This is a genomic window from Erwinia sp. 009765445, from assembly GCF_058137865.1.
The window spans coordinates 1-26,788 of sequence record NZ_JBYUWC010000026.1 but is presented as its reverse complement, the minus strand read 5'-3'; the positions used below and the strand labels follow the sequence as shown (position 1 = coordinate 26,788).

Annotated in this window: 25 protein-coding genes; 17 read left to right on the top strand and 8 right to left on the bottom strand. The window is 55.3% G+C overall.

The window, feature by feature from the left end; all coding sequences use genetic code 11:
- Positions 1–8: 8 nt before the first annotated feature.
- Positions 9–1,364, bottom strand: a complete 1,356-nt coding sequence (gene glpT, locus AC3Y5R_RS22165; RefSeq protein ID WP_489923137.1) for a glycerol-3-phosphate transporter — start codon at positions 1,362–1,364, stop codon at positions 9–11.
- Between the two features lie 277 nt (positions 1,365–1,641).
- On the opposite strand from glpT, the gene AC3Y5R_RS22160 reads away from it, so the two are divergent.
- Positions 1,642–2,502 carry a carboxylate/amino acid/amine transporter gene (locus AC3Y5R_RS22160; RefSeq protein ID WP_489923136.1) on the top strand — a complete coding sequence of 287 codons (861 nt, stop codon included), beginning with the start codon at positions 1,642–1,644 and terminating at the stop codon, positions 2,500–2,502.
- 53 nt (positions 2,503–2,555) lie between these two features.
- On the opposite strand, the gene AC3Y5R_RS22155 is transcribed toward AC3Y5R_RS22160, so the two are convergent.
- The 3 genes from AC3Y5R_RS22155 to metR form a co-directional block, all read right to left on the bottom strand.
- Positions 2,556–2,804 (bottom strand): hypothetical protein, encoded by a 249-nt coding sequence (locus tag AC3Y5R_RS22155; RefSeq protein ID WP_158781985.1) that lies wholly within the window; start codon positions 2,802–2,804, stop codon positions 2,556–2,558.
- 206 nt (positions 2,805–3,010) lie between these two features.
- The gene (locus AC3Y5R_RS22150) at positions 3,011–3,490 is read right to left on the bottom strand and encodes a YehS family protein (RefSeq protein ID WP_489923135.1); all 480 of its coding nucleotides are present in this window, start codon (positions 3,488–3,490) and stop codon (positions 3,011–3,013) included.
- Between the two features lie 95 nt (positions 3,491–3,585).
- Entirely contained in the window at positions 3,586–4,524 is a 939-nt protein-coding gene (gene metR, locus AC3Y5R_RS22145) for an HTH-type transcriptional regulator MetR (protein ID WP_489923134.1), read from the bottom strand.
- A gap of 135 nt (positions 4,525–4,659) precedes the next feature.
- On the opposite strand from metR, the gene metE reads away from it, so the two are divergent.
- Positions 4,660–6,930 carry a 5-methyltetrahydropteroyltriglutamate--homocysteine S-methyltransferase gene (metE, locus tag AC3Y5R_RS22140; RefSeq protein ID WP_489923133.1) on the top strand — a complete coding sequence of 757 codons (2,271 nt, stop codon included), beginning with the start codon at positions 4,660–4,662 and terminating at the stop codon, positions 6,928–6,930.
- 48 nt (positions 6,931–6,978) lie between these two features.
- Here the strand turns inward: metE and AC3Y5R_RS22135 are convergent, their stop codons facing one another.
- Positions 6,979–7,806 carry a dienelactone hydrolase family protein gene (locus tag AC3Y5R_RS22135; protein WP_489923132.1) on the bottom strand — a complete coding sequence of 276 codons (828 nt, stop codon included), beginning with the start codon at positions 7,804–7,806 and terminating at the stop codon, positions 6,979–6,981.
- Between the two features lie 289 nt (positions 7,807–8,095).
- Between AC3Y5R_RS22135 and udp the strand changes: the two genes are divergently transcribed.
- The 9 genes from udp to tatD all read left to right on the top strand — a co-directional run bounded on the left by udp (position 8,096) and on the right by tatD (position 16,154).
- Complete coding sequence (udp, locus tag AC3Y5R_RS22130; protein ID WP_158781990.1) at positions 8,096–8,857, top strand: uridine phosphorylase; 762 nt, start codon at positions 8,096–8,098, stop codon at positions 8,855–8,857.
- Between the two features lie 73 nt (positions 8,858–8,930).
- A complete protein-coding gene (rmuC, locus tag AC3Y5R_RS22125; RefSeq protein WP_489923131.1) occupies positions 8,931–10,457 on the top strand; it encodes a DNA recombination protein RmuC in 1,527 nt (508 codons plus the stop codon).
- Between the two features lie 74 nt (positions 10,458–10,531).
- Positions 10,532–11,287 (top strand): bifunctional demethylmenaquinone methyltransferase/2-methoxy-6-polyprenyl-1,4-benzoquinol methylase UbiE, encoded by a 756-nt coding sequence (gene ubiE / locus AC3Y5R_RS22120; protein WP_489923130.1) that lies wholly within the window; start codon positions 10,532–10,534, stop codon positions 11,285–11,287.
- A 12-nt stretch (positions 11,288–11,299) separates the two neighbouring features.
- Positions 11,300–11,905 carry a ubiquinone biosynthesis protein UbiJ gene (ubiJ, locus tag AC3Y5R_RS22115; RefSeq protein WP_489923129.1) on the top strand — a complete coding sequence of 202 codons (606 nt, stop codon included), beginning with the start codon at positions 11,300–11,302 and terminating at the stop codon, positions 11,903–11,905.
- Positions 11,902–13,539, top strand: a complete 1,638-nt coding sequence (gene ubiB, locus AC3Y5R_RS22110; protein WP_489923128.1) for a ubiquinone biosynthesis regulatory protein kinase UbiB — start codon at positions 11,902–11,904, stop codon at positions 13,537–13,539. The genes ubiJ and ubiB overlap by 4 nt, the downstream gene beginning before the upstream one ends.
- Before the next feature lie 121 nt (positions 13,540–13,660).
- Complete coding sequence (tatA, locus tag AC3Y5R_RS22105) at positions 13,661–13,906, top strand: Sec-independent protein translocase subunit TatA (RefSeq protein ID WP_158781995.1); 246 nt, start codon at positions 13,661–13,663, stop codon at positions 13,904–13,906.
- 3 nt (positions 13,907–13,909) lie between these two features.
- Positions 13,910–14,536, top strand: coding sequence for a Sec-independent protein translocase protein TatB (tatB, locus tag AC3Y5R_RS22100; RefSeq protein WP_489923127.1), 627 nt, complete (start codon positions 13,910–13,912; stop codon positions 14,534–14,536).
- Positions 14,537–14,538: 2 nt separating this feature from the next.
- Positions 14,539–15,300, top strand: coding sequence for a Sec-independent protein translocase subunit TatC (tatC, locus tag AC3Y5R_RS22095; RefSeq protein ID WP_489923126.1), 762 nt, complete (start codon positions 14,539–14,541; stop codon positions 15,298–15,300).
- Positions 15,301–15,368: 68 nt separating this feature from the next.
- Positions 15,369–16,154, top strand: coding sequence for a 3'-5' ssDNA/RNA exonuclease TatD (gene tatD / locus AC3Y5R_RS22090; RefSeq protein WP_489923125.1), 786 nt, complete (start codon positions 15,369–15,371; stop codon positions 16,152–16,154).
- Positions 16,155–16,193: 39 nt separating this feature from the next.
- Here tatD and rfaH read toward each other — a convergent pair whose 3' ends face one another.
- Positions 16,194–16,682 (bottom strand): transcription/translation regulatory transformer protein RfaH, encoded by a 489-nt coding sequence (rfaH, locus tag AC3Y5R_RS22085; protein ID WP_158781999.1) that lies wholly within the window; start codon positions 16,680–16,682, stop codon positions 16,194–16,196.
- Between the two features lie 118 nt (positions 16,683–16,800).
- Here rfaH and ubiD point away from each other — a divergent pair, with 118 nt between their 5' ends.
- Both ubiD and fre read left to right on the top strand, forming a co-directional pair.
- Positions 16,801–18,303, top strand: a complete 1,503-nt coding sequence (gene ubiD, locus AC3Y5R_RS22080; protein ID WP_489923124.1) for a 4-hydroxy-3-polyprenylbenzoate decarboxylase — start codon at positions 16,801–16,803, stop codon at positions 18,301–18,303.
- 25 nt (positions 18,304–18,328) lie between these two features.
- Positions 18,329–19,030 carry an NAD(P)H-flavin reductase gene (gene fre, locus AC3Y5R_RS22075; protein ID WP_489923123.1) on the top strand — a complete coding sequence of 234 codons (702 nt, stop codon included), beginning with the start codon at positions 18,329–18,331 and terminating at the stop codon, positions 19,028–19,030.
- 89 nt (positions 19,031–19,119) lie between these two features.
- On the opposite strand, the gene fadA is transcribed toward fre, so the two are convergent.
- Positions 19,120–20,283 carry an acetyl-CoA C-acyltransferase FadA gene (gene fadA, locus AC3Y5R_RS22070; RefSeq protein ID WP_489923122.1) on the bottom strand — a complete coding sequence of 388 codons (1,164 nt, stop codon included), beginning with the start codon at positions 20,281–20,283 and terminating at the stop codon, positions 19,120–19,122.
- A gap of 10 nt (positions 20,284–20,293) precedes the next feature.
- Complete coding sequence (fadB, locus tag AC3Y5R_RS22065; RefSeq protein ID WP_489923121.1) at positions 20,294–22,480, bottom strand: fatty acid oxidation complex subunit alpha FadB; 2,187 nt, start codon at positions 22,478–22,480, stop codon at positions 20,294–20,296.
- 187 nt (positions 22,481–22,667) lie between these two features.
- Here fadB and pepQ point away from each other — a divergent pair, with 187 nt between their 5' ends.
- From pepQ to hemG, 4 genes are read left to right on the top strand one after another with little or no spacing between them, the layout of a single operon-like run.
- Entirely contained in the window at positions 22,668–23,999 is a 1,332-nt protein-coding gene (gene pepQ, locus AC3Y5R_RS22060) for a Xaa-Pro dipeptidase (protein WP_489923120.1), read from the top strand.
- Positions 23,999–24,610, top strand: coding sequence for an IMPACT family protein (locus AC3Y5R_RS22055; RefSeq protein WP_489923119.1), 612 nt, complete (start codon positions 23,999–24,001; stop codon positions 24,608–24,610). Before pepQ ends, AC3Y5R_RS22055 begins: the two co-directional genes overlap by 1 nt.
- Before the next feature lie 30 nt (positions 24,611–24,640).
- Positions 24,641–26,092: a Trk system potassium transporter TrkH gene (gene trkH / locus AC3Y5R_RS22050; RefSeq protein WP_489923118.1), complete on the top strand. Its 1,452-nt coding sequence runs from the start codon at positions 24,641–24,643 to the stop codon at positions 26,090–26,092.
- Positions 26,093–26,110: 18 nt separating this feature from the next.
- Positions 26,111–26,647, top strand: coding sequence for a menaquinone-dependent protoporphyrinogen IX dehydrogenase (hemG, locus tag AC3Y5R_RS22045; protein WP_489923117.1), 537 nt, complete (start codon positions 26,111–26,113; stop codon positions 26,645–26,647).
- Positions 26,648–26,788: the final 141 nt, after the last annotated feature.

The following is a 26,788-nucleotide window of genomic DNA, read 5'->3' as shown; positions in this document are numbered from 1 at the left end:
TCAGCGTTTTAAGCATCATTTTTCTCCGCCAGCTGTTGCTTGTGTTGGTTCTCACTGATCATGGTCATGATCAGCAGAACGACTGCCAGCACGCTGCCGCCAATCATCACCATAAACCCGCCATCCCAGCCGAAGAAATCAACTGTGTAGCCGACAATGGCGCTGGCGGCGACAGAGCCACCTAGATAACCGAACAGTCCAGTGAAGCCTGCGGCCGTACCTGCGGCTTTTTTCGGTGCCAGTTCCAGAGCATGTAAACCGATTAACATGACAGGACCATAAATCAGGAAGCCAATCACGATCATGCAGGCCATATCCACACCGGGATTGCCCGCCGGGTTCATCCAGTAAATAACCGTCGCGATGGTCACCAGGATCATAAAGAACACGCCAGTTGCACCACGATTGCCACGGAACACTTTGTCCGACATCCAGCCGCACAGTAGCGTGCCGGGAATACCCGCGTACTCATACAGGAAGTAAGCCCAGGAGGATTTATCCAGCGTAAAGTGCTTCACTTCTTTCAGATAGGTTGGGGACCAGTCGAGGATGCCGTAACGCAGCAGGTAAATGAACACGTTGGCCAGGGCGATATACCACAGCAGTTTATTCGGCAGGATGTACTGCATAAAGATCTGTTTCGCCGTCAGTTCCTCTTCATGTTTCTCATCGTAGTCCGGCGGATAGTCATTTTTGTACTCTTCAATTGGCGGCAGGCCACAGGATTGCGGCGTATCGCGCATCAGGGCAAAAGCGATAATCGCCACCAGGATGGCACCAAACGCGGGCATATACAGCGCGGCTTTCCAGTCGTTAAACCAGGCCATTCCCAGCAGGAACAGCAGCGGCGGAAGTCCCCCGCCAACGTTATGAGCACAGTTCCACACCGAGACGATACGACCGCGCTCTTTCTGCGACCACCAGTGGACCATAGTCCTGCCGCAGGGTGGCCAGCCCATGCCCTGGAACCAGCCGCACAGGAACAGCAGCACAAACATCACCATAATGCTGGAAGTGGCCCAGGGAACGAACCCCATAAACAGCATCACCGCCGCAGCAAGGATCAGCCCGGCAGGCAGGAAAACGCGGGGATTAGAGCGATCCGATACGGAGCCCATAATGAACTTGGAAAAACCATAGGCGATGGAAATTCCCGACAGGGCGAAGCCGAGGTCGCCGCGTGAAAATCCCTGCTCAACCAGATACGGCATCGCCAGCGCAAAGTTTTTGCGCACCAGATAGTAAGCGGCATAACCGAAAAATATCCCCAGAAAAATTTGCCAGCGTAGTTTACGGTAGAGCGGATCTACCTTAGCGGCATCAACCCGATGTTGATGTGCTGCTGGCTTAAAAATACTTAACATGGTGGCCTCCAATGGCGCAGTTTATTCTCTTTATTCACGCCTGCTGGCGCGTTATGGAAACTTAATGCTCGTTATCGCAGAACGATATGTTCCATTTCGCGCAGAGGATAAGGGTAAACGGCGTTCAGGAGTGTGAAGAGTCACGCAAATGTTACATTTTTATGACAGTTTGCGAATTTAGCTGATTATAGATTACGCACATGTCAATCAGATAGTTTCCTGCAGGTTACTGATTTTCGCTACACTGGCCGCACTTTTCACTGCAGAGTTTTCTATTGTGACGCTACTGATTGTCACCACAATTTTGTGGGCATTTTCCTTCAGCCTGATTGGCGAATATCTGGCCGGGCAGGTAGACACCTGGTTCTCGGTCCTGATCCGCCTGCTGCTGGCCGCTGTCGTGTTCCTGCCGTTCCTGCGCTGGCGTGGGTACAGGGCTTCAACGCTGTTGCTGTATATGGCGGTGGGAGCTTTGCAGCTGGGGATCATGTATCTCATCAGCTTCCAGGCTTATCTCTATCTCAGCGTGTCGGAACTGTTGCTGTTTACCGTGATGACACCGCTGTATGTGACACTCATTTATGATTTGCTGGCAGGGCGCGGCATTCGTTTTGGTTATGCGCTCAGCGCGCTGCTGGCGGTGGCGGGTGCAGCAATTATCCGTTATGACAAAGTCAGCGATCACTTCTGGTTTGGTCTGCTGCTGGTCCAGCTGGCCAATATCTGTTTTGCGGTGGGGATGGTGGGCTATAAGCGCCTGCAGGAAACACGTCCGATGCCGCAGCATACTGCCTTTTCATGGTTCTATATCGGCGCGGTCAGCGTGGCGATAGTGGCCTGGTTCCTGTGGGGAAATCCGCATAAATTACCGACCACTACCTTCCAGTGGGGCATTCTGATCTGGCTGGGGGTTGCGGCTTCTGGTCTGGGCTATTTTATGTGGAACTACGGTGCAACTCAGGTGGATGCGGGTACGCTGGGGATTATGAATAATATGCATGTGCCTGCCGGACTGCTGGTTAACCTGGCGATCTGGCAACAGCAGCCGCACTGGCCAAGTTTCATTATTGGCTCAGCGGTTATATTTTCATCGTTATGGGTTCACCGACACTGGATAATTAAAAAGAGCGCGGTTTAAATATTATTGGACATCGGGAAGGTTAAAACTTCCCGATGTTGTTTGCTGGTTATTTATTTAACCAGTGAACCAAGCGCATCAATCACTTTATTAATCTGAGTTTCAATCAGACCGCCAATGCGGCTGCCCAGATCCTGGCCTGCTGCAGAAGCCTGATCCTCGGTGTATCCCAGATCGGTCAGTGCAGAAGAAGCGGATTTAAAAATATTGGTAAAAAGCGAACCGAAAAAATTAGCCGCTCCGTCCTGGATTTTACCTGCGCCGCTGACTTCATTAATTTCAGAAACGTTCAGTTCTCTCATGATTAATTCCTTTTCATGGTGATTTATTTAATTTGTTTGTGGCCCTTTAAAATATTATTGCTGCGCAATGGATAAGTCAAATTATATTAAACGCTTGTTTAAAATGTTATGGAATGATTGGAAGGAGGAGATCTGATTGTTTCTTAAATAACAGTAGTATTATTTTAAAACAGAAATAATGGGCAGCCCTGAGGCTGCCGTTAAATTCAGGCTGGTTTACTGGCAGAAGGACGAACTTTCATGGTCAGCCCTTTCAGGAAATTTCGTAAAATCTGGTCACCGCACTCACGGTAATTTTTATGGCCCGGCTTGCGGAAAATCGCCCCAATTTCAGACTGACCGACAGCAAAATCCGCCAGCTTGAGGATCTCAAGGATATCGGTTGTTTTCAGATCGAACGCCACGCGAAGTTTCTTCATGATGATGTTATTGGTCATCTTGCGTTCAATCGACGGCTCCGGAGCGTCCTCGCTTTTGCCGCGACGCTGGAAAATCAGGCCGTTAAGAAAATAACCCATCACCACATCCGGGCAGGCACGGAAGCCGGGTTCATCATCTTTCTTCAGAAAACTGTGCACTTCGGCTTCGGTGACTTCAGTGTCGGCCAGTGCCAGGATGGCTACAACCTGGGCATCGTTTAACTGAAGCATGTAGCGCACGCTGCGAAGGACGTCGTTATTAGTCATAAAACTCTCATCAGGGAACAAAGGGCATTGGGCGCATTATAGAGAGAAATGGCGGCATAAACAGGAAAACCGCCAGCAAAACGCTGGCGATGCATTCAGAGCGGCAGAGGTGGGGGCAGAGGTGTCCCCGGCTGCGAGGCATCCCGCACCAGCGGCAGGTGATCGCAGGCATGCTGGCGGGCAGAGCGGATAAAGGCTTCCACGACCGGCTGGCGCTGCTCACCGTCGCGCACTGCAGCGTATAAGCGGCTCCACAGGCCATCTCCCAGGGTTTTGGTTACCACCAGTCCCTGATGTTCAAAGCTTTCCACCACCCAATGCGGTAGCGCGGCAATCCCCATCCCGGCGGAGACCATCTGAATCAACAGCAGCGTGTTATCGACACTTTTCAGTGCCGGGCTGACGCCCGCAGGCTGCAGAAAATGCCGCCAGATATCCAGGCGCTGACGCTGCACCGGATAGATCATCAGCACTTCATTCGCCAGATCCTCAGGTGAAATATGTTCAACCTGCGCCAGCGGATGGTCCGGAGCCAGCACCAGACGCACCTCAAAATCAAACATCGGTGAATAGAACAGCCCGCTGCGCGGCAGGATATCCGAGGTCAGCACCACGTCCAGCTCGCCCTGTTGCAGTGCAGGCTGCGGGTCAAAGGTTACGCCTGATTTGAAATCCATTACCACCTGCGGCCAGCTCTGGCGGAAATTGCTCAGCGCCGGGGTCAGCCACTGAATACAGCTGTGGCACTCAATGGCGATGCGCAGGGTGGTCTGGTGCGGCTCGTGACAGGCCTGCAACGCATGCTGAATCTGCGGCAGTACCTGCTCGGCGAGATGCAGCAGAATTTCACCCTGCGGCGTAAAGCGCAGCGGCTGACTTTTGCGCACGAATAAACGAAAGCCCAGACGCTGTTCCAGGTCGCTGAACTGATGGGATAACGCCGACTGCGTTTGATGGAGCTGCGCCGCAGCGGCGGCCAGTGAACCAGTATTTCGCAGCGCCTGCAGCGTCCGCAGGTGTTTGAGTTCGATCATGAGAGTCCTTCACATCGACAATGAACAATTTGCGCTTGTGGTTATTACAGTACCTGCTGATTATAGATGTGTAAACATCTGGACGTCTAAAAGCCTGATTGCAACGACAACGGGCGGCTACTGAGGAAAGAACTGATGACAATACTGAACCATACGCTCGGCTTCCCACGTGTTGGACTGCGCCGCGAACTGAAAAAAGCTCTGGAAAGCTACTGGGCAGGAAACAGCACTCAGGAAGAATTGCTGGCTGTTGGCCGTGAACTGCGTGCCCGCCACTGGCAGCAGCAGAAACAGGCCGGTGTGGATCTGGTGCCGGTTGGCGATTTCGCCTGGTACGATCATGTCCTGACTACCAGCCTGCTGCTCGGCAACGTGCCTGCCCGTCACCAGAACAAAGACGGTTCTGTCGATCTGGATACCTTATTCCGTCTGGGCCGTGGCCGTGCACCAACCGGTGAACCGGCAGCCGCGGCTGAAATGACCAAATGGTTTAACACCAACTATCACTACATGGTGCCTGAGTTCACTAAAGGTCAGCAGTTTAAGCTGAGCTGGACTCAACTGCTGGATGAAGTGGATGAAGCACTGACCCTGGGCCACAAAGTGAAACCTGTTCTGTTAGGTCCGGTAACCTATTTGTGGCTGGGCAAAGTGAAAGGCGAGCAGTTTGATCGCCTGAGCCTGCTGAAAGACATTCTGCCGGTATACCAGCAGGTGCTGGCCGAACTGGCGAAGCGCGACATCGAATGGGTGCAGATCGACGAACCTGCGCTGGTGCTGGAGCTGCCACCGGAGTGGCTGAACGCCTTCAAACCGGCTTATGAAGCCTTGCAGGGTAAAACCAAACTGCTGCTGACTACCTACTTCGAAAGCGCTGGCACCAACATCGACACCATCCGTGCGCTGCCAGTACAGGGTCTGCACGTTGATCTCATTCACGGTAAAGACGATATCGCCGTGCTGAATGACAAAGTGCCTGCCGACTGGCTGCTGTCCGTTGGGGTGATCAACGGTCGAAACGTCTGGCGTGCGGATCTGAGCAGCTGGTTTGAGCGTCTGCAGCCTCTGGCCGGTAAGCGCCAGCAGCTGTGGATTGGTTCATCCTGTTCACTGTTGCACAGCCCAATCGATCTCAGCACTGAAACCCGCCTGGATGATGAGGTGAAAAGCTGGTTTGCCTTCGCCCTGCAGAAATGTGCCGAGCTGTCGCTACTGAGCAACGCGCTGAACAACAACAATCCGCAGTCACTGGAAGCGTGGAGCGCGCCAATCCGTGCCCGTCGTAACTCAACCCGCGTTCACAATGCTGCGGTTGGCAAACGTCTGGCGGCAATCGTGGCGAAAGACAGCCAGCGCGACAGCAGCTACAGCGTGCGTGCCAAAGCCCAGCGCGATCGCTTCCAGCTGCCGGCATGGCCAACCACCACCATTGGCTCTTTCCCACAGACCACTGAGATCCGCGGCCTGCGCCTGGACTTCAAACAGGGCCGCCTGGATGGCAGCCACTACCGCACCGGCATCGCTGAGCATATCAGGCAGGCCATCGTGGAGCAGGAGCGCTTAGGGCTGGACGTGCTGGTTCACGGCGAAGCGGAACGTAATGACATGGTTGAATATTTCGGTGAGAACCTGGACGGTTTTGCCTTTACCCAGAACGGCTGGGTGCAGAGCTACGGTTCACGCTGCGTGAAGCCACCGGTGATTATCGGCGATGTCAGCCGTCCTGAAGCCATCACCGTTGAGTGGGCGAAGTATGCCCAGTCTCTGACCGAAAAACCTGTCAAAGGTATGCTGACCGGTCCGGTCACCATTCTGTGCTGGTCGTTTCCACGAGAAGACGTTTCACGTGAAATCATCGCCAAACAGATTGCTCTTGCGCTGCGTGATGAAGTGGAAGATCTGGAAAAAGCCGGTATCGGCATCATCCAGATTGATGAGCCAGCCCTGCGCGAAGGCCTGCCGCTGCGTCAGTCCGACTGGGCCGCATACCTGAAGTGGGCCGTTGATGCCTTCCGTCTGAACGCCGCTGTGGCGCAGGACGACACGCAGATCCACACCCACATGTGTTACTGCGAGTTCAACGACATCATGGATTCCATTGCGGCACTGGATGCGGATGTGATCACTATCGAAACGTCCCGCTCAGATATGGAGCTGCTGGAGTCGTTCGAAGAGTTTGAATATCCGAATGAAATTGGCCCGGGCGTATATGACATTCACTCACCTAACGTGCCGACCGTGGAATGGATGGAAGCATTGCTGCTGAAAGCCGCACAGCGCATTCCCGGTGAACGTCTGTGGGTTAACCCGGACTGTGGCCTGAAAACACGCGGCTGGACGGAAACCCGTCAGGCGCTGGCTAACATGGTGAAAGCGGCGCAGAACCTGCGTAAAGCAGAAGCCTGATTTCGGTGTAGTTGTGCTCAGGGCGCCGTCAGGCGCCCTTTTTAATGGTTATTCCACGCCGTGCTGCTTAAACCACGCCAGCATCCGCTGCCAGCCATCCTTCGCGGACTCCTGGTGATAGCTGGGGCGGTAGTCGGCATTGAAAGCGTGTCCGGCATCAGGATAGACCACGATTTCAGATTTTGAATTGGCTGCCCGCAGCGCCTGGCGCATGGTTTCCACCGTATCCTGCGGGATGCTGTCATCTTTCCCACCGTACAGACCCAGCACCGGCGCTGTCAGATCGACAGCGATATCGACCGGCTGCTTCTGCTGCTTCATAGTTTTATCACCGACCAGCTTGCCGTACCAGGCCACGGCAGCCTTCAGCTGTGGATTGTGCGCGGCGTACAGCCAGGTGATGCGCCCGCCCCAGCAGAAGCCGGTCGCGGCCATATTGCGCATATCACCGCCGTGGCGGGAGGCCCAGTTGGCCACGTGATCCAGGTCGGCCAGCACCTGAGAATCCGGCACTTTGCTGACCAGCTCACTGAACAGCGTCGGAATATCGTTGTAATCCTGGGGATCGCCCTGACGGAAGTAGAGTTCCGGCGCTACCGCCATATAACCGTCCAGCGCCAGACGGCGGCAGATATCGCGAATATGCTCATGCACGCCAAAGATCTCCTGCACCACCAGAATCACCGGCAGGGGGCCGCTGGCGTTACGGGGCTTTGCGTGAAACGCGGGCATGTTTTCACCCTGAGTCGGGATGGAGGTTTCTCCAGACAGGATGGCGTCACTTTCGGTCGTGATGGTAGTCGATGCGGCAGGCGATACCGCAGGAGCGAACCCATTATTGCTCAGTTTTTGAGTCATATTATCTTCGGTTTTCATTGTCCTCTCCGTGCATGCATTAGCGCAATCAGCTAACTATAGCCAGGATTACGTTTGGGCCAGGTGCTTGCTCTCTTCTCATCTTTACCACTGGCTAAGAGGATCCGGCGGGGCAAGTTGTGGCACGCCGGGAGGAAAGAGTGATTAAATGTGAGTGGTATCACTCTTTTATGCAGATTTGATGTAACTTTCATTATGCATAGTGAGTCCTCTCACACAATACCGGTCAGATTTCCGTTACTGTGGCGCTCCTACCTCGCGCCACCTTTTGCCGTCACAGGAGTTTGCAATGGCACAGTCAGACGTTTTTCACCTGGGTTTAACACAAGCAGATTTGCAGGGAGCTACTCTGGCCATCGTGCCTGGCGATCCCGAGCGGGTTAAGAAAATTGCCGCCCTGATGGACAATGCCGTGCATCTGGCTTCCCACCGGGAATTCACCACCTGGCGTGCCGAGATTGGCGGCAAAGCCGTGATCGTCTGCTCCACCGGAATTGGCGGCCCTTCCACCTCTATCGCCGTGGAAGAGTTGGCTCAGCTGGGCGTGCGTACGTTTCTGCGCGTCGGTACTACTGGTGCCATCCAGCCAGAAATCAATGTCGGCGACGTGCTGGTGACGACCGGATCGGTGCGTCTGGACGGTGCCAGCCTGCACTTTGCCCCGCTGGAGTTCCCGGCAGTGGCAGACTTTGCCTGTACTACCGCACTGGTCGAAGCCGCTAAAGAGGCCGGGGCCAAAACCCATATCGGCATCACCGCTTCCTCAGATACCTTCTATCCGGGGCAGGAGCGTTACGACACTTATTCCGGCCGGGTCGTCAGCCGCTTCCAGAATTCGATGAAAGAGTGGCAGCAGATGGGCGTGCTGAACTATGAAATGGAATCGGCAACCTTGCTGACCATGTGCGCCAGCCAGGGCCTGCGCGCCGGGATGGTGGCCGGGGTGATCGTAAACCGCACCCAGCAGGAAATCCCTGACGCGGAAATGATGAAGAAAACCGAAAGCGATGCAGTGCGTATCGTGGTTGACGCTGCCCGTAAGCTGCTCTGATCGTTTTTATCTGGACATTCATACAGTGCCGCTCTACCTTTTCCCGTAGTTAAGTACGTGCGGGAGAAATAGCGTGGATGCAACAATCAGTTACGGCATCTGTATTGGCCTGGCCGGGCTGCTGGCAGGCTGGTTAATTGCCTCGTTCAGAAGTCAGCGGCTTTCCGCCCGACAGGAAACGGAACGGCTGCTGCTGCTGCAGTCGGCCGAACAGCTACAGCAGGAGCGCGGACGGCTGGTTCAGCAAATTGAAGATCAGCAGCAGGCGCAAAAACAGAACGAGCTGGAGCTGCGCCAGCTGCACGGCTCACTCTCTGCCGCGCAGGAAAAGCTGCATCACCTCGACCACTGGCGTAATGAAGCCGAGCAGCTTACCCGAGAGCTGCGCAACCAGCTGGAAATCAGCAGCGCTCAGGAAGCGGAGCTTCGCGAAGTCACCATCCGCCTGGAAGAGACGCGCATGGCGGCAGAGGAGAAGCAGCGCCTGCTGACCAACAGCGAGCAGCGCCTCAACGCCCAGTTTGAAAACCTCGCAAATCGCATCTTTGAAAACAGTGGCCGCCGGGTCGATGAACAAAACCGGCAGAGCCTCAATGGCCTGATCGCACCGCTGCGCGAGCAGCTGGAAGGCTTCCGTCGCCAGGTGCAGGAAGGCTTCGGCCAGGAAGCTCGTGAGCGTCACACCCTCTCCCATGAAATCCGTAACCTTCAGCAGCTCAACGCGCAGATGGCGCAGGAAGCGATTAATCTTACCAAAGCGCTGAAAGGCGATAATAAAACCCAGGGCAACTGGGGAGAAGTGGTGCTGAGCCGGGTGCTGGAAGCTTCCGGCCTGCGGGAAGGCCATGAGTACGAAACCCAGGTCAATATCCAGCTGGAACAGAACGGGCGCATGCAGCCGGACGTTATCGTGCGCCTGCCGCAGGGCAAGGACGTGGTCATTGATGCCAAGATGACGCTGGTCGCCTACGAACGCTATTTTAACGGCGAGGATGAGGCTACGCGGGAAGCGGCCATCAGTGAGCATATCACCGCCATCAGGGGCCATCTCCGCCTGCTGAGCCGTAAAGATTATCAACAATTGCCCGGTTTACGCTCGCTGGATTATGTGTTGATGTTTATCCCGGTTGAACCGGCCTTCCTGTTAGCCATCGATCGCCAGCCCGAGCTGATCAACGAAGCGCTTAACCTGAATATTATGCTGGTCAGCCCAACCACGCTGTTGGTGGCGCTGCGCACCATTAATAATTTGTGGCGCTATGAGCATCAGAGCCGCCATGCCCAGCGAATTGCCGATCGGGCAGCGAAGCTGTATGACAAAATGCGCCTGTTTGTCGATGACATGTCGGCAATGGGGCAGAATCTCGACCGGGCGCAGGACAGCTACCGACAGGCGATGAAAAAGCTGTCGGAAGGGCGCGGTAACCTGATTGCCCAGACCGAAAGCTTCCGCCAGTTAGGGGTGGAGGTGAAACGGCCAATCAATCCCCGACTGGTGGAGCAGGCGATGCCGGAAACCCCTGAAGAGTCAGAGGATGAGTGGGATGACGGGCTCTTTGACGCAGAGGAAAAAAGTGGGCCAGCGCGCGTGAATGAATAAACCGCAAGGCCGTGCCTGACCTGCGCGACTCTGATACACTTGGCAGAATATTGATTGCAGAGCAGGCAAAACAAATGGCAGATGAATCAAAGGACACCACCCATTTTGGCTTCCAGACCGTGGCCAAAAGCGAAAAAGCTGAAATGGTGGCTGATGTTTTCCATTCCGTTGCGGCCAAATATGACCTGATGAACGATCTGATGTCGTTCGGTATTCACCGCATCTGGAAGCGTTTCACTATCGACTGCAGTGGCGTGCGTCGCGGCCAGCGAGTGCTGGATCTGGCGGGCGGTACCGGTGACCTCACGGCAAAATTCTCGCGCCTGGTGGGCGAGACTGGCGAAGTGGTGCTGGCCGATATCAACAGCTCAATGCTGAAAGTGGGCCGCGAAAAGCTGCGTAATATCGGTATCGTTGGCAATGTGAACTACGTTCAGGCCAATGCGGAAGCGCTGCCTTTTCCGGATAACTACTTCGACTGCATTACCATCGCCTTTGGCCTGCGTAACGTCACCGAAAAAGAGAAGGCTCTGGCCTCAATGTTTCGCGTGCTCAAGCCGGGCGGACGTCTGCTGGTGCTGGAGTTCTCAAAGCCAGTGCTGGAACCGCTGAACAAAGCGTATGACGCTTACTCATTCCATATCCTGCCGCGCATTGGCGAGCTGGTGGCGAAGGACGCCGGAAGCTATCGTTATCTGGCAGAATCCATCCGCATGCATCCGGATCAGGAGACGCTGAAACAGATGATGGAAGACGTCGGCTTCGAAAACACCACCTATCATAATCTCACCGGTGGCATCGTAGCGCTGCACCGCGGGTTCAAGTTTTAAACAGGAAAGCGCATGACCTTAACGCCGCTGTTAACCGCGGGGCTGGAAACAGCACTTAATCAGGTTTTGTATCGCGATCGCGGCCTGAAAGCAGCACGTCAACGCCTGAATGGCAAAAGCCTGGCAATTGAGCTGGCTGAGCTGAAACAGCCGATCACGTTCATCTTCAGTGAAAAGCAGGTGGATGTGATTGGTGACTGGAACGACACGCCGGATTGCCTGGTGAAAACCCGGCTTGCCACGCTGCGTAAGCTGCGCGATCGTCAGCAATTAACCAGCCTGATCCGCAGCGGCGAGCTGGAAGTGACAGGGGATCTGCAGGTTGTGCAGCAGTTCTCTGCGTTGATCGACCTGGCCGAACTGGATCCGGCCGAGTACCTCGCGCCGTGGACCGGGGATATTGTTGCTCAGGGCATCAGCCAGTTTGCCCGCCGGGGTGTGCAGTTTTTCAGTGGCGACCTGAAGCGCAAACAGGGCTACCTGAGCCAGGCGCTGACGGAAGAGTGGCGTCTGGCGCCCGGTAATCTCGAGCTGGCCTGGTTTGCGGAAGAGGTGGACGCGACGTCTCGCGAACTCTCCGCTCTGGAAGCCCGACTGAACTCGCTGGAGGGCAAATGACCTTCGGAGAACTACGTCGCCTCTACTTTATCATCCGCATTTTCCTCAGTTACGGCCTTGATGAGCTGATCCCGAAAACCCGGCTGGCGCTGCCGCTGCGCCTTTGGCGCAAGTGCCTCTTCTGGATGCCGAACCAGCACAAGAGCCAGCCGTTGGGTGAACGTTTACGTCTGTCTTTAGAGCAACTGGGGCCGGTGTGGATCAAGTTCGGCCAGATGATGTCCACCCGTCGTGATCTGTTCCCGCCGCACATAGCCGATCAGTTAGCGATGCTGCAGGATCGTGTTGCGCCGTTTGATGGCGTGCTGGCAAAACAGCAGATTGAACAGTCGCTTGGCTGCGGAGTGGAAACCTGTTTTGATGATTTCGAGATCAAACCGTTGGCTTCCGCTTCCATTGCTCAGGTGCATACCGCCACACTGAAAGAAAACGGTCAGGAAGTGGTGATCAAAGTAATCCGTCCGGATATTTTACCAGTGATCAAAGCGGATATGCGGCTGATCAAACGTATGGCCCGTTGGGTACCGCGCTTGCTGCCTGATGGCCGCCGTCTGCGCCCGCAGGAAGTGGTGGCGGATTACGAGAAAACCCTGATCGACGAGCTGAACCTGCTGCGTGAAGCGGCAAACGCCATCCAGCTACGCCGGAACTTCGACAACAGCAAAATGCTCTACGTGCCGGAAATCTTCTCCGACTACTGCAGCGAAACCATGCTGGTGATGGAGCGCATTTACGGTATTCCGGTAAATGATGTGGTGCAGCTTGAGCAGCAGGGCGTCAACATGAAGCTGCTGGCCGAGCGCGGCGTGCAGGTCTTCTTCACCCAGGTGTTCCGCGACAGCTTTTTCCATGCGGATATGCATCCCGGCAATATCTTCGTCAGCTATGACCATCCGGAAGATCCGCAGTATATCGGGATCGACTGCGGCATCGTCGGCTCGCTGAACAAAGAAGACAAGCGCTACCTGGCGGAGAACTTCATCGCCTTCTTCAACCGCGATTATCGCAAGGTGGCCGAACTGCACGTGGATTCTGGCTGGGTTCCGCCAGACACCAATGTGGAAGATTTTGAATTTGCCATCCGCACGGTCTGCGAACCTATTTTTGAAAAGCCGCTGGCGGAAATCTCTTTCGGCCACGTGCTGCTGAATTTATTCAACACCGCACGCCGCTTCAATATGGAAGTTCAGCCTCAGCTGGTTCTCCTGCAGAAAACATTACTGTATGTTGAAGGGGTGGGACGGCAGCTGTATCCGCAGCTTGATCTGTGGAAAACCGCCAAACCGTTCCTTGAAGACTGGATTAAAGATCAGATCGGCATCCCGGCTATCGTCCGTGCGCTGAAGGAAAAGGCTCCGTTCTGGGCGGAAAAACTGCCAGAACTGCCTGAATTGTTTTACGACAGCCTCCGTCAGCACAAGCATTTGCAGCACAGCGTGGATAAGTTGACCACCGATTTGAAAGGGGAGCGCGTCAGGCAGCATCAGTCGCGTTACCTGTTCGGGGTGGGCGCAACCCTGTTGCTGAGCGGAACGGCGATATTGCTGACCCGGCCACAATGGGATCTGATTTCCGCAGCAATGATCGCTGCCGGACTGGTGACCTGGCTGATAGGCTGGCGAAAAACGGTCTGATTGTCATGAAAAGTAAAAAGGGCCTGAGGAGTTAGTTGGCGTTGCTTTGTTCATCGTCAGCGCGCCCTGAGCTGTTATATACTGCAAAACTGGCATTACAACTGATTATCAGAGGCAAAATATGGGCGGTATAAGTATCTGGCAGTTATTAATTATTGCCGTAATTGTGGTTCTTCTCTTTGGTACCAATAAATTGCGTACCATGGGTTCCGATCTGGGGTCATCCATCAAGGGCTTTAAAAAAGCCATGAGCGATGAAGATGAGAATGAAAAAAAACACGCCGATGATGCTGATTTCAATGCCAAACTGGCTGACAAACAGCAGACAGAAGCCAGGAAAGAAGACGTTAAGAACGACAAGGTATAAACCGTGTTCGACATAGGCTTTAGTGAACTGATATTGGTCTTCGTCATCGGGCTTGTGGTGCTGGGTCCCAAGCGTTTACCGGTGGCGGTCAGAACCGTCGTTGGCTGGATCCGGGCTCTGCGATCGCTGGCAACCAGCGTGCAGAATGAACTGGCTCAGGAGCTGAAATTGCAGGAGCTGCAGGACAGCCTGAAAAAGGTCGAAGAGGCGAGTAAAAACAGTCTGACGCCAGAGCTGAAAGCCTCAATGGAAGAGTTGAAGCAGTCGGCGGAATCCATGAAGCGCTCCTACCTGGGCGAGAACGAAAAAGCCGATGATGAAGCCCACACTATCCATAATCCGTTGGTGAAAAACCCTGCCGAATCTCACGATGGCGTAACGCCAGCGGATGCTGACCATCAGGCCAGTGCGCCGGCGCAGGCGCCTGAAGCGCCCGCGTGCCCTCAGGCTGCAACCGCGCCGGCAGAAACCGCTGAACCGGTGGTGCACGTCTCTGAAGCGGCCAGTGCGTCAGCGCAGAGATCTGCGGCAGTTGCTGAGCCGGTGCCTGTGGCAGCGACAGGCACGGAACCTTCAATCCTGTCCAGCCGTGCTCCTGCTTCCACCACTCAACCGGGAGAGCAACGTTAAACATGGCTGTTGAAGATACCCAACCGCTTATCAGTCATTTGATTGAACTCCGTAAGCGTCTGCTGAACTGCATCATCGCCGTTGTGGCGATTTTTCTTTGCCTGGCTTATTTCTCCAATGATATCTACCAGATCGTTTCTGCACCGCTAATCAGACAGATGCCAGCGGGTGCCAGCATGATCGCGACCGATGTTGCCTCGCCGTTCTTCACCCCGATCAAGCTGACGATAATTGTCTCAGTGTTCCTTGCGGTGCCGGTGATCCTCTATCAGATCTGGGCCTTTATTGCGCCTGCGCTGTACCGGCATGAGCGCAGGCTGGTTATGCCTCTGCTGTTTTCCAGTTCATTCCTATTCTATGTGGGGATGGCTTTCGCCTACTTTGTTGTCTTTCCGTTGGCCTTTGGCTTCTTTGCCAAGACCGCCCCTCAGGGCGTGGTGATCGCTACCGACATCAACAACTACCTCGATTTTGTGATGGCGTTGTTTATGGCGTTTGGCGTCTCCTTTGAAGTGCCGATTGCCATTGTGTTGCTGTGCTGGACCGGCGTGACAACACCTGAAGAACTGAAGAAAAAGCGCCCGTACGTACTGGTCGGCGCTTTTGTGGTGGGCATGTTACTGACGCCACCGGATGTTTTCTCGCAGACGCTTCTGGCAATCCCAATGTACTGCCTGTTTGAAGTGGGAGTGTTCTTCGCCCGCTTCTACGTTGGCAAAGGGCGTAAAGACAACGACCAGGATGAAGCCGGGACAGAAGAATAGCTTTTCTGGCTCCGCCTCGTTGAAGTGAAATAACCGCCCGAAAGGGCGGTTACTGTTTGGAACAAGCTATGTTTGATATCGGGGTTAACCTGACCAGCACGCAGTTCGCGAAAGATCGCGATCAGGTCGTTAAACGTGCGAAAGATGCAGGGGTGACCGGTTTACTGATCACCGGGACCAACGCGCTGGAAAGCCAGCAGGCGCAGAGCCTGGCCACACGCCGACCGGGCTATTGCTGGTCAACCGCGGGCGTCCATCCTCATCACGCCAGTGAATGGTCAGGAGAAACGGCGGCCACGCTGAAGCGTCTGGCTGAAAGCCCGGAGGTGGTGGCGATTGGCGAGTGCGGGCTGGATTTTAACCGTAATGTCTCCGAACCCGAGCAGCAGGCCTACGCCTTCGATGCCCAACTGGCGCTGGCCGCAGAGGTGGGACTGCCCGTCTTTCTCCACTGCCGCGAAGCGCACGACCGCTTTATGGCTATCCTGACGCCGTGGCTGCCGAAACTGGCCGGTGCGGTGATCCACTGCTTTACCGGCACCCGTGCAGAGCTGGAAGCCTGCCTGGCTGCAGGACTTTATGTCGGAATTACTGGCTGGGTGTGCGACGAACGTCGCGGGATGGAACTGCGCGATCTGATGCCGCTGATACCACAGAATCGCCTGCTGCTGGAAACAGATGCACCATATCTGATCCCGCGTGATATGCGTCCCCGCCCGGTATCACGCCGCAACGAACCCTGTTTTTTACCGCATATTGTTGAGCAGGTTGCGGCGTTACGTGGTGAGGAGGCGCCAGCGTTGGGACAGCAGTGCGATCGTAATGCCCGGGAATTGTTCAGGCTGACCGTTTAGCCAGTGTAGACGCGGCGGGCAGCAGGGGGAGAAGAAGCCTCAGAGCTTCTGGAATTGTTTGTTGTCCAGGCTGCGCATGATTTGCTTATTCAGCAGGTTAAGCAGCAGCATGGAACGCGCTTCGCCGTCCGGCTCGGTAAAAATCGCCTTCAATCCTTCAAAAGCGCCCGCAGTGATAATGACCCGGTCACCCGGCTGCGGCAGATCGGGATCGACCAGCGTTTCGGGCTGATCGGCTTGCAAAGCGGCGATCACATCATACGGCACGTTAGCGGGCAGGCTTCCAAAGCGAACGAAATGGCTGACGCCACGGGTTGCACTGATGGTGGTGGTGTGGATGGCTTCCGGATCGAACTCAATAAACAGATAGTTCGGGAACAGCGGTTCGCTCACCTGAGTGCGCTTGCCACGTACCAATTTCTCTAATGCAATCATCGGGCTGAGGCAATGAACCGCCTGGCGCTCAAGATGTTCTTTCGCGCGCAGCAGCTGCCCACGTTTGCAATAAAGTAAATACCAGGATTCCATAACGTCACTTCACAATTACAGGGACGTTAAGAATAACAAAATCCGACTCGAAAAACTAAGCATCCTGCTTTAATCCTCCCTATAATGGCCGATTCACTGACCGTATTGATGAGAAGTCATGAAATACCACGACTTACGCGACTTCCTTTCTCTGCTTGAACAGCGCGGAGAATTAAAACGCATTACGCAAGAGATCGATCCCGATCTTGAAATGACCGAAATTGCCGACCGCACCCTGCGGGCTGGCGGCCCGGCGCTGTTATTCGAAAATCCCAAAGGTTATAGCATGCCAGTGCTTTGTAACCTGTTCGGTACGCCGGACCGGGTGGCGTTGGGCATGGGCCAGGAGGAGGTGACGGCACTGCGTGACGTGGGTCGGTTACTCGCTTTCCTGAAAGAGCCAGAACCACCGCGGGGTTTCCGTGATTTCTTCGATAAAATTCCGCAGTGGAAACAGGTCCTGAATATGCCGACCAAACGCCTGCGGGACGCTCCCTGCCAGCAGCAAATCTGGCAGGGCGAAGAGGTGGATCTGCACAAAATTCCGGTGATGAAATGCTGGCCGGAAGATGCTGCTCCGCTGATCACCTGGGGCCTGACGGTCACCCGTGGGCCGAACAAAGAGCGGCAAAATCTCGGGATTTACCGTCAACAGGTCATTGGCAAAAACAAGCTGATTATGCGCTGGCTGTCGCATCGTGGCGGCGCGCTGGATTTCCAGGAGTGGTCACGGCAGCATCCCGGTGAACGATTCCCGGTAGCTGTGGCGCTGGGTGCCGATCCGGCGACCATTCTCGGCGCGGTGACGCCGGTGCCGGATACCCTGTCGGAATATGCTTTTGCCGGACTGCTGCGTGGCACCAAAACCGAAGTGGTGAAGTGCATCTCCAATGACCTTGAAGTTCCGGCCAGCGCTGAAATCGTGCTGGAAGGCTATATCGAGGCGGGTGAAATGGCACCGGAAGGCCCTTATGGCGACCACACCGGTTACTACAATGAAGTGGATAGCTTCCCGGTATTTACCGTCACGCACATTACGCAGCGCCAGGATGCAATCTATCATTCAACCTACACTGGCCGTCCGCCGGATGAGCCTGCAGTGCTGGGCGTGGCGCTGAATGAAGTCTTCGTCCCGATCCTGCAGAAGCAGTTCCCGGAGATTGTGGATTTCTATCTGCCACCGGAAGGGTGTTCCTACCGGCTGGCCGTGGTCACCATGAAAAAGCAGTATGCAGGCCACGCCAAGCGGGTGATGATGGGCGTCTGGTCATTCCTGCGCCAGTTTATGTACACGAAATTTGTTATTGTCTGCGATGATGACGTGAACGCGCGCGACTGGAATGACGTGATCTGGGCGATTACCACACGTATGGATCCGGCCAGAGACACGGTGCTGGTAGAAAACACGCCAATCGACTATCTGGATTTTGCCTCGCCGGTTTCCGGCCTTGGCTCGAAGATGGGCCTGGATGCCACCAACAAGTGGCCGGGGGAAACCCAGCGTGAGTGGGGGCGCCCGATCCGCAAAGATCCTGCCGTTACGGCAAAAATTGATGCGATCTGGGATGAGTTAGCTATCTTCAGTAAGACGCCCGGGCGCAAAACTGCGCCCGGCAAATAATTGTTCGACCCGACAGAGGGAACGCATGACAACGTTAAGCTGTAAAGTGATCTCGGTAGAAGCAATTACCGATACCGTTTACCGGGTACGGATGGTGCCAGAGGCCGACTTCAGCTTCCGTGCCGGTCAGTATCTGATGGTGGTGATGGATGAGCGGGACAAGCGTCCGTTCTCCCTGGCATCCACGCCGATGGAAAAAGACATCATTGAGTTGCACATTGGTGCCTCGGAGCTGAACCTCTACGCCATGGCGGTGATGGAGCGGATCCAGCAGCAGCGAAAAATCACCGTGGATATTCCGCACGGTGATGCGTGGCTGCGGGAAGAGGGCGATCGTCCGCTGATCCTGATTGCGGGTGGTACGGGCTTCTCTTACGCGCGTTCTATCCTGCTCACTGCCCTGTCGCAGCAGCCGGATCGCGATATCGCGCTCTACTGGGGCGGCCGCGAGCTGAAGCACCTCTATGATATGGAAGAGCTGGAAGCGCTGGCGGTCAAGCATCCTAATCTGAAGATCATTCCGGTGGTCGAACAGCCTGAACCGGGCTGGGAAGGGCGTAATGGCACGGTGCTGACGGCAGTGATGAATGATTACGGCAGCCTGGCCGGTCATGACATCTATATTGCCGGACGTTTTGAGATGGCGAAAATTGCCCGGGAACGTTTCTGTGCCGAGCGCGGAGCTAAAGAGGATCAGATGTACGGCGATGCCTTCGCTTTCATCTGATTTTTCAGGGGTGGAGCACTCTGCCCCTGAATGAAAAAACCCGCCCCTGACAGGCGGGAAGAACAGCAGTGTAACTTCCAGTCAACGTATCAGATTCGCTCAAAGACGGTCGCTATCCCCTGACCCAGACCAATACACATGGTCGCCAGGCCAAACTGAGCGTCACGCCGTTCCAGCAGATTTAACAATGTGGTACTGATGCGCGCGCCGGAGCACCCCAGCGGGTGACCAAGCGCAATCGCGCCACCGTTCAGGTTGACCCTTTCATCCAGAACGTCCATTAATCCCAGGTCTTTAATACATGGCAACGTCTGGGCCGCGAAGGCTTCATTCAGTTCAAACAGGTCGATATCGCTGACGCTCAGACCCGCCCTTTTCAGCGCCAGCTTTGACGCAGGCACCGGGCCATAGCCCATGATCGACGGATCGCAGCCCACTACCGCCATAGAGCGGATATAAGCGCGGGGTTTCAGGCCCAGCTCTCTGGCGCGGGACTCACTCATCACCAGCATGGCTGCCGCACCGTCTGACAGCGCAGAAGAGCTTGCTGCCGTGACCGTACCGTTGACCGGATCAAACGCCGGTCGCAGGGCCGCCAGACCTTCAGCGGTGGTATCTGGACGAATAACTTCATCATAATCATAACGTTTCAGTACGCCGTCGGTGTCATGGCCGCTGGTGGCGACAATTTCGCTGGCAAAGTGCCCTGCCTGAGTGGCAGTCCATGCGCGCTGGTGCGAGCGGGCGGCGAATGCATCCTGCATTTCACGGCTGATGCCGTGCATCTTCGCCAGCATCTCTGCGGTCAGGCCCATCATGCCAGCGGCTTTCGCCACGGTTTTGCTCAGGCCGGGATGGAAATCCACCCCGTGACTCATCGGCACGTGGCCCATATGTTCCACGCCGCCAACCAGACACGCACTGGCATCGCCAACCATAATCGCTCTGGCGGCATCGTGCAGCGCCTGCATTGAAGAACCGCAAAGGCGGTTAACCGTAGTGGCCGGCACCCGGTGTGGGATCTCAGCCAGCAGGGCCGCGTTACGGGCAATATTGAAGCCCTGCTCCAGCGTCTGCTGCACGCAGCCCCAGTAAACATCGTCCAGACTTTCTGCGGCGAGTGCCGGGTTGCGGCTCAGCACGTTACGCATCAGATGGGCAGAGAGATCTTCCGCGCGGACATGGCGATAAGCACCGCCTTTGGAACGTCCCATCGGCGTGCGTACGGCATCAACAATTACAACTTTTCCCATCTTCTTATCCTCACGCCGTTTTTAAAATGGCATCGCCAATTGGCGCTACCTGGGGATACCAGCTCTCATCGCGCTGCGCTTTATCCCGCAGGCCGGCCGGAGGCAGATACAGGGCGCCCAGCTGGCTTAAAGGCTCGGACTGGCTGACGAAACGGGCGTTGCCCTGAGTGTCCAGATAGCGGAACACGCCACCGTGGAAAGGCGGGAAGCCGAGGCCGTAAACCAGCGCCATATCCGCTTCTGCAGGCGTGGCAATAATCTTCTCTTCCAGACAGCGCACAACCTCATTGATCATCGGGATCATCATGCGGGCGATAATCTCGTCATCGCTGAAAACCCGTTTCGTCTTGCAGATGCTTTGCAGCAGCTCATCCACCGCCGGATCGGCCACCTTTTTCGGTTTTCCTTTGCTGTCAGTTTCCCAACGATAAAAGCCAAGCTGGTTTTTCTGTCCGAAGCGTTTCGCCTCAAACAGCACATCCACCGCATCGCGATAGTCTTTCTTCATTCTGTCCGGGAAGCCGTCCGCCATCACGCTTTGCGCATGGTGTGCGGTATCAATCCCTACCACGTCCAACAGCCAGGCCGGACCCATTGGCCAGCCAAACTGTTTCTCCATCACTTTATCCACCTGGCGATAGTCCGCACCGTCGCGCAGCAGCAGGCTGAAACCGGCAAGGTAGGGGAACAGCACACGGTTGACGAAGAAGCCGGGACAGTCGTTGACCACAATCGGCGTTTTGCCCATTTTGCTGGCCCAGGCCACGACTTTCGCCAGCGTGCTGTCAGACGTTTTCTCGCCGCGAATAACCTCAACCAACGGCATCCGGTGCACCGGGTTGAAGAAGTGCATGCCACAGAAATTATCCGGGCGCTTGAGAGCATTTGCTAACTGGCTGATAGGAATGGTGGACGTGTTGGATGCCAGGATTGCCCCTTCGTGCAGATGGCCTTCCGTTTCAGCCAGCACGGCGGCTTTCACTTTCGGGTTCTCTACCACCGCTTCGACCACAATGTCCGCCCGTTCAAAGCCTTCGTAGCTCAGCGTTGGCTGGATGGTGCCGATCACGCCAGCCAGCTTCATGCCGTCAATTTTGCCGCGCTCCAGCTGTTTGTTCAGCAACTTGGCGGCTTCTTTCATACCCAGCTCCAGCGAGGCCGGGTTGATATCCTTCATCATCACCGGCACGCCTTTCCATGCCGACTGATAAGCAATGCCGCCGCCCATAATACCAGCGCCCAACACGGCTGCCTGTTTTGGCGTTTCCACTTCGCGGGTCAGTTTTTTCGCTTTGGCCTTCACCGCCTGATCGTTCAGGAAGATGCCGACCAGCGCCCGCGCTTCGTCAGAACGGGCAAGCGGCACAAAAGCCTGAGTTTCCAGCTTCAGCGCTTCGTCGCGGCCCAGACCGGCAGCGGCTTCAATGGTTTTTACTGCGGTCATCGGTGCCGGGTAGTGTTTACCGGCAGTCTGCAACACCATGCTTTTGGCAACGGTGAAGCTCATTGCGGCTTCAATTTTGCTCAGCTTGAGCGGTTGCAGCTTAGGCTGACGTCGCGCGCGCCACTCCTGCTTACCTTCAATGGCCTCAAGCAGAATTTTGATCCCGGCCTCGCGCAATTTTTCGGCGGGGAGCACCGCATCCACCAGGCCGACGGTCAGCGCTTTTTGCGCATCCACATCTTTACCTGCGGCGATAATTTCCAGTGCGCTGTCAGCGCCGAGCAGGCGTGGCAAACGAACCGAGCCGCCAAAACCGGGCATGATGCCCAACTTCGTTTCCGGCAGGCCAATGCGGGCATCCGGCGTGGCGATGCGGAAATCGGTAGCCAGCACGCATTCACAGCCGCCACCGAGGGCATAGCCCTGTATGGCCGCCAGGGTCGGAACCGGCAAATCTTCAAGGCGATTGAAGATGCCATTGGCAAAAGCCAGCCACTGCGAAAGTTTTTCCGCCGGGGCGGCAAACAGCGAGAGAAATTCAGTGATATCGGCTCCGACGATAAAGGCCGGTTTGCGCGAGCTGAGCAGCACGGCTTTCAGCTCTGGCAGCGTTTCGAGCACTGAGATCGCCTCACCCAGGCTGGCGACGGTTTGGGTATCCAGCTTGTTTACCGAGCCGGGAGCATCAAACACCAGTTCGGCGACGCCATGGTCCAGCCAGTTCAAGGTAAGGGTTTCGCCTTGGTAGAGCATGTTAATCTCCTGAAGCCGCGATAAGGGGATCTGGTCATACCAGATGATCAGGAGTGTGGAAGGGATGTTAATTATTTGCAAACGATACTTTGCTTATTTGCAAACAAGATCACAGGCGCGGCAAAACGGCATCGGGCAAACGGCTGTGATAAGATGCGCTCAAATTGGTGTTAACGGAGGCAATGAGATGGAATCGTTGGTTAACCTGTATCAGGACCATATCAAAACGCTGCAGGCGCGTGCGCAGCAGGTTTTAGCCCGCTTTAAACTGGACGGCATGCTGATCCACTCCGGAGAACTGCTGACGGTTTTCCTGGACGATCATGACTATCCCTTTAAGGTCAATCCGCAGTTTAAAGCCTGGGTGCCGGTGACCTCCGTACCAAACTGCTGGCTGTGGGTGGATGGCGTGAATAAGCCGAAGCTGTGGTTTTACTCCCCGGTGGATTACTGGCATAACGTCGAGCCACTGCCGCAAAGCTTCTGGACTGATGAAATCGACATCATGGCGCTGAAGAAAGCCGATGAGATCGGCCAGCTGCTGCCAGCTCAACGTCAGAACATCGCCTATATCGGCCCGGTGCCGGAACGCGCAACCCAGTTAGGGATCAAAGCTGAGCAGATCAACCCGAAAGGGGCGCTGGATTTCCTGCATTATCATCGCTCTTATAAAACGGATTACGAGCTGTATTGCATGCGTGAAGCGCAGAAAACGGCGGTGATCGGTCATCGTGCGGCGAAGGAGGCCTTCCTGTCCGGCATGAGTGAGTTTGATATCAACAATGCCTACCTCAGTGCAACCGGCCACCGTGATATCGACGTGCCTTACGGCAATATCATTGCGCTGAATGAACATGCTGCGGTGCTGCACTACACCAAACTGGATCACCTGCCGCCGGAAGAGTCACGCAGCTTCCTGATTGATGCCGGTACCGAATACAACGGTTATGCTGCAGATCTGACCCGGACCTACGCCGCGAAAGCTGACAGCGAATACGCTCAGCTGGTCAGAGACATGAATGAAGAAGAGCTGGCGCTGATTGCCACTCTGAAAGCGGGCGTGCGCTACACCGAGTACCATCAGCAAATGCACCAGCGTATTGCGAAGCTGCTGCTGAAGCATCAACTGGTGAAAGGGCTGAGCGAAGAAGCGCTGGTGGCGGAAGATCTGACCGGGCCGTTTATGCCGCATGGCGTGGGCCACCCGCTCGGGCTGCAGGTACATGACGTCGCCGGGTTTATGCAGGATGACCATGGCACGCACCTGGCCGCGCCACAGCAGTATCCTTATCTGCGCTTCACCCGCATTCTTGAGCCAGGCATGGTGCTGACCATTGAGCCGGGTATCTACTTTATTGACTCGCTGCTGGCCCCATGGCGTGAAGGTAAATTCAGCCAGCACTTCGACTGGGCGCGTATTGACGCACTGAAACCTTATGGCGGGATCCGAATTGAGGATAACGTGGTGGTCCGCGAGCAGGGCGTGGAAAATATGACGCGGGATTTGAAGCTGGACTGATGGACGCCTATGACATCCCTGCGGAGCTGTTCAGCTTCAGCGAGGAAATCAAAAAAAGCCGCTTTATCACGCTGTTAGCCCATACTGACGGTGTGGAAGCGGCTCGCGCCTTTGTACAGCGGGTGAAAAGCGAGCATCCAACCGCCCGGCATCACTGTTGGGCATGGGTAGCCGGTTCGCCGGCGGATTCTCAGCAGTTGGGTTTCTCTGATGATGGCGAACCTTCAGGTACGGCAGGCAAACCAATGCTCGCTCAATTGATGGGTAATAATATTGGGGAGATAACCGCCGTGGTGGTCCGCTACTATGGCGGCATTCAGTTAGGCACGGGCGGATTGGTGAAGGCATATGGCGGTGGTGTGCAGCAGGCGCTTAAGTTATTACCTCGCTTGCAAAAAGTGCCGATGCTGACGTTTATGCTCACTTGCGATTATGCGCAGTTGTCTGAGATCGAAAGAATGATTGTCCGGTTTCATGGACAATTACAGCACTGCGAATTTTTACAATACGTTTCGTTGACGCTGGCCCTGCCTCATGCACAGGTTGCCGGGTTTACGCAAAATCTCACGGACTTCAGCAGAGGGGCGCTGCACCTCGCTCCGCTCAAATAATCTATTTACTGTCAGGAAAGGAACGGCTGCATGCATTTTCGTGCCATTACCCGCATCGTGGGTTTACTGGTCATTCTGTTCTCGGGAACCATGATTGTCCCGGGGCTGGTGGCTTTGATCTACCGTGACGGTGCCGGGCGTGCATTTACCCAGACTTTCTTTATGGCACTGCTGATCGGCTCGCTGCTGTGGTGGCCGAATCGCAAACAGAAACGTGAGTTGAAGCCGCGAGAAGGCTTTCTGATCGTGGTGCTGTTCTGGACGGTGCTGGGCAGCGTGGGGGCGATGCCTTTCATTTTTGCCGAGCATCCGAACCTGTCGGTGACCGATGCCTTCTTTGAATCCTTTTCCGGCCTGACAACCACCGGGGCTACCACGCTGGTGGGGCTGGACTCGTTGCCGAAAGCAATTCTGTTCTACCGGCAAATGTTGCAGTGGCTGGGCGGTATGGGGATCATTGTGCTGGCGGTGGCTATCCTGCCAATCCTCGGAGTAGGGGGGATGCAGCTGTACCGTGCCGAAATGCCGGGGCCGCTGAAGGACAATAAGATGCGGCCGCGTATTGCCGAGACGGCTAAAACACTGTGGCTGATTTATGTGCTGCTGACGGTGATTTGCGCACTGGCGCTTTGGCTGGCGGGAATGCCGCTGTTTGATGCGATTGGGCATAGCTTCTCCACTATCGCCATTGGCGGTTTCTCCACGCATGACGCCAGTATCGGTTATTTCCACAGCCCGACTTTTAATACTATCATCGCCATTTTCCTGCTGATCTCCGGCTGTAACTACGGCCTGCACTTTTCCCTGCTGAGTGGCCGCAGCCTTCGTGTTTACTGGCGCGATCCGGAGTTCCGTATGTTTATTGGCGTGCAGCTGACGCTGGTGATCATCTGCACCGTGGTGCTTTGGTTCCACGATGTCTACAGTACCGGGCTGCAAACGCTTAATCAGGCTTTCTTCCAGGTCGTGTCGATGGCGACCACCGCCGGTTTCACCACGGACAGCATCGCGCGCTGGCCGTTGTTCCTGCCAGTTTTGCTGCTCTGTTCCGCTTTTATTGGTGGCTGTGCCGGTTCAACAGGCGGCGGACTGAAGGTGATCCGTATCCTGCTGCTGTTCAAGCAGGGTAACCGCGAACTGAAGCGGCTGGTGCACCCAAATGCGGTTTATACCATTAAGCTAGGGCAGCGGGCGCTGCCTGAACGCATCCTCGAAGCGGTATGGGGATTCTTCTCAGCGTATGCGCTGGTATTCCTGTTGAGTATGCTGGCGATTATTGCCACCGGCGTGGATGATTTTTCAGCCTTTGCTGCCGTTGCGGCAACGCTGAATAATCTGGGGCCGGGGTTAGGGGTGGTGGCGGATAACTTCACTACCATGAATGATACGGCGAAATGGATTTTGATCCTGACTATGCTTTTTGGTCGCCTTGAGGTCTTCACGCTGTTAGTCCTGTTCACGCCGACCTTCTGGCGCGAATAACTTTTGTTGAGTTCTTATATGAAAGCGTTAATTCTGTTTTCCAGCCGTGACGGGCAGACCCGCGAGATTGCTTCTTATATCGCTAACCAGCTTAAAGAGCAGCAGGAGTGCGATCTGGTCAATATCCTGCATGCCAATGCGGTTGACTGGACGAAATACGACCGTGTGCTGATTGGGGCTTCGATTCGCTATGGTCACTTCCACCCAAAAGTGGTGAAGTTCGTTAAGCAACATCTCCAGGAACTGCGTAAACGTCCCTCTGGTTTTTTCTCGGTGAACCTTACCGCCCGCAAACCGGAAAAGCGTACTCCACAAACTAATGCCTATACGCGGAAGTTCCTGCTGCACTCTCCGTGGGAGCCAGACTGCTGTGCGGTTTTCGCTGGTGCGCTGCGTTACCCACGTTATAGGTTCTTTGATCGCATCATGATCCAGTTGATTATGCGTATGACCGGAGGCGAAACGGATGCGACAAAAGAAGTGGACTACACAGACTGGGAGCAGGTGAGTCGGTTTGCCCATGAATTTGCTGCATTATCAGACAAAACGCAGTAAAAAAAAGCGCTTTGTTGAAAAATGACGCTGTCAGTCATTTATTTGCAATAAACGCTTGTCAGCGGTCAGGAACTCCCTATAATGCGCCTCCATCGACACGGAACAACGGCTTACAGGCCGCCGGGTTGAGAGGTTCAGGAA

What these genes read in the sequence shown, in the direction of transcription:
- fre (WP_489923123.1), top strand. Translation starts at nt 18,329, where the DNA reads ATGACAACGTTAAGCTGTAAAGTGATCTCGGTAGAAGCAATTACCGAT.
- metE (WP_489923133.1), top strand. Translation starts at nt 4,660, where the DNA reads ATGACAATACTGAACCATACGCTCGGCTTCCCACGTGTTGGACTGCGC.
- fadA (WP_489923122.1), bottom strand. Translation starts at nt 20,283, where the DNA reads ATGGGAAAAGTTGTAATTGTTGATGCCGTACGCACGCCGATGGGACGT.
- hemG (WP_489923117.1), top strand. Translation starts at nt 26,111, where the DNA reads ATGAAAGCGTTAATTCTGTTTTCCAGCCGTGACGGGCAGACCCGCGAG.
- tatA (WP_158781995.1), top strand. Translation starts at nt 13,661, where the DNA reads ATGGGCGGTATAAGTATCTGGCAGTTATTAATTATTGCCGTAATTGTG.
- trkH (WP_489923118.1), top strand. Translation starts at nt 24,641, where the DNA reads ATGCATTTTCGTGCCATTACCCGCATCGTGGGTTTACTGGTCATTCTG.
- AC3Y5R_RS22150 (WP_489923135.1), bottom strand. Translation starts at nt 3,490, where the DNA reads ATGACTAATAACGACGTCCTTCGCAGCGTGCGCTACATGCTTCAGTTA.
- AC3Y5R_RS22055 (WP_489923119.1), top strand. Translation starts at nt 23,999, where the DNA reads ATGGACGCCTATGACATCCCTGCGGAGCTGTTCAGCTTCAGCGAGGAA.
- pepQ (WP_489923120.1), top strand. Translation starts at nt 22,668, where the DNA reads ATGGAATCGTTGGTTAACCTGTATCAGGACCATATCAAAACGCTGCAG.
- metR (WP_489923134.1), bottom strand. Translation starts at nt 4,524, where the DNA reads ATGATCGAACTCAAACACCTGCGGACGCTGCAGGCGCTGCGAAATACT.
- ubiB (WP_489923128.1), top strand. Translation starts at nt 11,902, where the DNA reads ATGACCTTCGGAGAACTACGTCGCCTCTACTTTATCATCCGCATTTTC.
- glpT (WP_489923137.1), bottom strand. Translation starts at nt 1,364, where the DNA reads ATGTTAAGTATTTTTAAGCCAGCAGCACATCAACATCGGGTTGATGCC.
- AC3Y5R_RS22135 (WP_489923132.1), bottom strand. Translation starts at nt 7,806, where the DNA reads ATGAAAACCGAAGATAATATGACTCAAAAACTGAGCAATAATGGGTTC.
- tatC (WP_489923126.1), top strand. Translation starts at nt 14,539, where the DNA reads ATGGCTGTTGAAGATACCCAACCGCTTATCAGTCATTTGATTGAACTC.
- tatD (WP_489923125.1), top strand. Translation starts at nt 15,369, where the DNA reads ATGTTTGATATCGGGGTTAACCTGACCAGCACGCAGTTCGCGAAAGAT.
- AC3Y5R_RS22155 (WP_158781985.1), bottom strand. Translation starts at nt 2,804, where the DNA reads ATGAGAGAACTGAACGTTTCTGAAATTAATGAAGTCAGCGGCGCAGGT.
- fadB (WP_489923121.1), bottom strand. Translation starts at nt 22,480, where the DNA reads ATGCTCTACCAAGGCGAAACCCTTACCTTGAACTGGCTGGACCATGGC.
- rfaH (WP_158781999.1), bottom strand. Translation starts at nt 16,682, where the DNA reads ATGGAATCCTGGTATTTACTTTATTGCAAACGTGGGCAGCTGCTGCGC.
- ubiD (WP_489923124.1), top strand. Translation starts at nt 16,801, where the DNA reads ATGAAATACCACGACTTACGCGACTTCCTTTCTCTGCTTGAACAGCGC.
- ubiJ (WP_489923129.1), top strand. Translation starts at nt 11,300, where the DNA reads ATGACCTTAACGCCGCTGTTAACCGCGGGGCTGGAAACAGCACTTAAT.
- udp (WP_158781990.1), top strand. Translation starts at nt 8,096, where the DNA reads ATGGCACAGTCAGACGTTTTTCACCTGGGTTTAACACAAGCAGATTTG.
- ubiE (WP_489923130.1), top strand. Translation starts at nt 10,532, where the DNA reads ATGGCAGATGAATCAAAGGACACCACCCATTTTGGCTTCCAGACCGTG.